A 4,088-nucleotide genomic window follows, 5' to 3' on the forward strand; every position below is an offset into this window, starting at 1 on the left:
GAGGGAAGTCATGGGACTCTTCGACCTTTTCTCAGGGAAGATCAACTGCCCGGATTGCGGATCGCCGGGCGCGAAGAAGAGCGGCGGGCGCGTCCTGTGCCCGAACATCTCCTGCCAGAACTTCGATTCAGAGGCGGCGGAAGCGCAGCGTGCCTCCGGGGCTCAGCCGCGCAGCGCCGCGGCCCGGCCTGCGAGCGCCGCGCCGGCCAGCCGCCCGCAGCCCATGGGGACAGAGACCATCGTCGTGCGCTACCGGAATTTCCAGGGGGTGGAGAAGACCTTCTCCGCCGATCCCGACACGGCCCGCCGCAAGGGCAAACACATCTCCCTATGTATCGCCCCCAAAGGCATCCGCGTCGCGCTCGCGCGCGACCGCATCCAGAATCTTTCGGAGGTGGAGGCCGTCTGCAGCCAGCGTGTGGGTGAGGGGCAATCTCTGCCCACGCCCGTCGAGCGCCAGGTCCTCAGCTACCACAAGAAGCACGGGACGACCTCGGCCCGCTACGAGAGCGCCCGGGCGAAGTATCCCGACTGGTGATTTCAGGGGAAGGGTTTGCCGGCTTGGCTGAATGCGGACGACTGACTGCTGACCGCTGCGCTAGCCGTGGTTCTCTTTGTACTCCTCGTGCCAGGCCATCTGGATGGCCTCGAGCTTGCCCTCATTGGAGAGCTTGGGGTCGGCGCTGAAGCCGGGCAGCCCGATGACGTGCTTGTGCAAGTCGGTGAAGCGCACGGTGAGCGGGTCGAGGTCGGGAAACTTCTCCAACAGCATGATGGCGATGTCTTCGGTGCTGTCCCAGCTCAGATCCATCGTGCCTCCTGCTTCCTAGTGTTCGGGTTCCTTCACGAAGTTCTTGTTCCACTCCGGGATCTCGATCACCAGGTCCTTGGTGCCGTCGGGGACGCACTGGCAGCCCAGGCGGGACTTGGGCGTGATGCCGGGCGCCATGTCCAGCTCGTCCATTTCGGCGTCCGTGGCCTCGTTGCACGAATCCAGGCCCTCATGCACGACGACGTGGCAGGTGGAGCACGCGTTCACGCCTCCGCAGGCGTGGTCCAGCCCCAGGTGGAAGCCCTCGGAGATGTCCAGGACCGACCCCGGCAGCCCGTTGTGGCCGTAGGGGACCTTCTCCGGGTCGAGCTCCACTTCGGTGTCCGGCTGGCCCGCGCGGACGAACTTCACCCTGTACTTCTGGGTTGCCGGCGTGTACTTGGTTTCTTCGATGTATGGATTCTTGCCGCCCATGATTATTCGATCTCCGCGGGAGCGATGGGATGGGGTGCGCTCGGTCCCTCGCCCAGGTCCTCCTGTGCCATCTGTGCCATGGTCTTGCCCTTAAGCACCGAGGAGACGGCCGAGTCCATCATCAGCTCGGCCAGCCGCAGCGTCGCCTGGTTCAGCTTCTCGATGCCGTCGCGGATGGCGCGGTAGTCCTCGCCCTGGCTCGTCTTCTTCAACTCCCCTTCGAGCTTCCCGATCCGTTTGCGCTCGGCGTTCTTGAGTTGCTGCCATGCCGGGTTGCTGCGCCCCTTCTCCAGCGCGCCCAGGATGTTCTCCGCCTCGTTGCGCGCCTCGATGAGCTGCCGCTGGCGGAAGTCTTCTTCGGCGTAGTCGAACGACTCCAGGATCATCTGCTCCACCTGCTCGTCGGTCAGTCCGTAGGTGGGCTTCACTTCGATCTCCGCTTCCTTGCCGCTGCGCTGCTCGCGCGCCGAGACGTGCAGGATGCCGTTGGCGTCAATGAGGAACTTCACCTCGATGCGTGGCAGGCCCGCCGGCATGGGCGGGATGCCCTTCAGGTCGAAGCGCGCCAGGGACCGGCAGTCGCGCGCCAGCTCGCGCTCGCCCTGCAAAACGTGGATGGCGACGTTGGTCTGTCCTTCGACGCCGGTGGTGAAGTGCTCGACGGCCGAAGCCGGGACCGTGGAGTTGCGGTGGATAATCTTGGCCACCACGCCGCCCAGAGCCTCGATGCCCAGCGAGAGCGGCGTCACGTCCAGCAGCAGCATGTCCTCAGTGGCTGCCGAACCGCCGGCCAGGATGTTGGCCTGCACCGCCGCGCCCAGCGCTACTACTTCGTCGGGATTCAGTTCGATGTGCGGCTCGCGCTGGAAGAGTTCCTTCACCAGCGCGCGAACTTTGGGGATGCGCGTAGAGCCGCCCACCAGCACGACTTCGTCAATCTGCGCGGGCGTGAGCTTGGCATCCGCCAGCGCCTGCTTGCAGGGGCCGACGGTGCGCGCGGTGATGGGCTCGATCAAGGCGTCGAACTGGGCGCGCGTGATCGCGCGCTGGTATTTGTGTCCGCCGGGCAGCTCGACCTCGATGACGATCTTTTCCGCGGAGGACAGTGCGATCTTGGCGTCGATCACGGCCTTGCGGATGGCCTGCACCGCCTCGCCGTTGCGCCGCAGGTCGAGCTTCAGGTCGCCCAGGATGTCGTCGAGCGCGATGGTGATGAGCAGGTTGTCGATGTCGTCGCCGCCCAGGTGCGTGTCGCCGTTGGTAGAGATGACCTCGAAGATGCCCTCGTGCAGCTTGAGGATGGAGACGTCGAAGGTTCCGCCGCCCAGGTCATAGACCGCGATGACGCCGTCCTTCTTCTTGTCGAGGCCGTAAGCGAGCGAGGCCGCCGTGGGCTCGTTCACCAGGCGCAGGACATCCAGGCCGGCGATGTGCCCGGCGTCCTTGGTGGCCTGGCGCTGCGCGTCGTTGAAGTAGGCGGGAACGGTGATGACGGCTTTCGTGACCGGCGCCCCGAAGTAGCGCTCGGCGTTGCGCTTGAGCTGGCGCAGGATGAGCGCCGAGATCTCTGGCGGCGCGAACTCGCGCTCGCCCAAGCGGATGCGCAGCACCTCGCCCGGCTTCAAGCCGTCGGCCATGCGAAAAGGGAAGAGCTTGAGCTCGTCCTCGACATCCTCGATGCCTCGGCCCATGAGCCGTTTGACGGAGTAGACGGCGCGCTCGGGAGTCTCGATCAGATGCTTGCGCGCGGGATTGCCGATGATGACCTCGTTCCGTGCGTCGAGTGCAACCAGCGAAGGGACGAGGTTGGCCCCGTCCTCGCCCGGGATGACCACCGGCGCGTCGCCCTCCATGTAGGCGACGAGCGAGTTGGTGGTGCCCAGGTCGATGCCGACGATGATTTCGCGCTTTTCAGCCATTAGCCGATCGCTTCCTTCACGTCCCTTACAAGATTGCGGATGTACGACCTGCGGTTCAGCAGGTCCACCATGCGATCGCGCGCCTTGGCGCGCTCCGCGTCGCTCGACGCCCGGTCCCAGTCGTTCCAATAGCCTTGAAGCTCGGCGGAGAGCGCCTCGAGCTTTTCCTCGAAGTGCTCTTTGTGCGTTTCTAGTTCGCGCCGAACGTCCGAGTCGTCCTCGCCCATCTTTTTGGCGGCGCGCGCCTCTTCGAGCTGCATGTTGAGCTCGAAGACCTCTTCCAGCAGCTCCGGCGGAACCACCTGCTCCTTCTCCTCGCCCGTCTGGCGGGCGCGGTCGGTCGCGGCCTTCGACTGTTCCTCGAGCTGCACGCCCTCGAGCTTCAACAGAGATGCGGTGCGCTCGATGGGGTCCTTCAGCGTTCGATACGCGTCGTTGAGCTGGGAACTCTTCTCCAGGCTCCACTGCTGCTCCTGCTGGCTGGCGCGGGCATAGACGTCGGGATGAAGCTTCCGGCTCAGGCGGTAGAACTCGCGCTCCAGCGCTGCGACATCGAGATTCAGCTTGCGCGGCAGGCTGAAGAAAGAAAAGAAATCGGTCGGCGTGGCCGGTTGCACCTTGCCGCAAGCGGCGCAGAAGTGCTCGTTCTGCGGGAGCGCCGCGTGGCACGCCCAGCAGGAAACGGCCGCCGGTGTCTGGGTCTCTGTTGCCATAGAAAGTTTCACCACGGGCCCGTCGGCTCCGGAGCCGTCAAGCGACCGTGGTGCCGAATCCAGCCCGCCAGCGGCTCAGGAAAACGATGTCCCGCAGCCGCAGGATTTCGACGCATTGGGATTCACGAAGACGAATCCCTGCTGCATCAATCCTTCCTGGTAATCCAGGGTCATGCCGTGCAGGTAGATGAACGATTTGGGATCCACGAA

Annotated in this window: 6 protein-coding genes; 1 reads left to right on the top strand and 5 read right to left on the bottom strand. The window is 64.8% G+C overall.

Annotated features, from left to right (window positions below; genetic code table 11):
• Positions 1–538: hypothetical protein (locus tag VGQ94_10175; protein ID HEV2022879.1), on the top strand; the 538-nt coding region annotated here is incomplete at its 5' end.
• A gap of 60 nt (positions 539–598) precedes the next feature.
• Here the strand turns inward: VGQ94_10175 and iscX are convergent.
• The 5 genes from iscX to VGQ94_10200 form a co-directional block, all read right to left on the bottom strand.
• Positions 599–811 (bottom strand): Fe-S cluster assembly protein IscX, encoded by a 213-nt coding sequence (iscX, locus tag VGQ94_10180; GenBank protein HEV2022880.1) that lies wholly within the window; start codon positions 809–811, stop codon positions 599–601.
• Between the two features lie 15 nt (positions 812–826).
• On the bottom strand, positions 827–1,246 hold the full coding sequence (locus tag VGQ94_10185) for a 2Fe-2S iron-sulfur cluster-binding protein (GenBank protein HEV2022881.1): 420 nt from the start codon (positions 1,244–1,246) through the stop codon (positions 827–829).
• Positions 1,247–1,248: 2 nt separating this feature from the next.
• Positions 1,249–3,165, bottom strand: a complete 1,917-nt coding sequence (hscA, locus tag VGQ94_10190; protein HEV2022882.1) for a Fe-S protein assembly chaperone HscA — start codon at positions 3,163–3,165, stop codon at positions 1,249–1,251.
• Positions 3,165–3,878, bottom strand: coding sequence for a Fe-S protein assembly co-chaperone HscB (gene hscB / locus VGQ94_10195; GenBank protein HEV2022883.1), 714 nt, complete (start codon positions 3,876–3,878; stop codon positions 3,165–3,167). The genes hscA and hscB overlap by 1 nt, the downstream gene beginning before the upstream one ends.
• 75 nt (positions 3,879–3,953) lie before the next feature.
• Positions 3,954–4,088: iron-sulfur cluster assembly accessory protein (locus VGQ94_10200; GenBank protein HEV2022884.1), on the bottom strand; the 135-nt coding region annotated here is incomplete at its 5' end.

It is taken from the genome of Terriglobales bacterium (genome assembly GCA_035937135.1).
GTDB lineage: Bacteria > Acidobacteriota > Terriglobia > Terriglobales > Acidobacteriaceae > DASYVL01.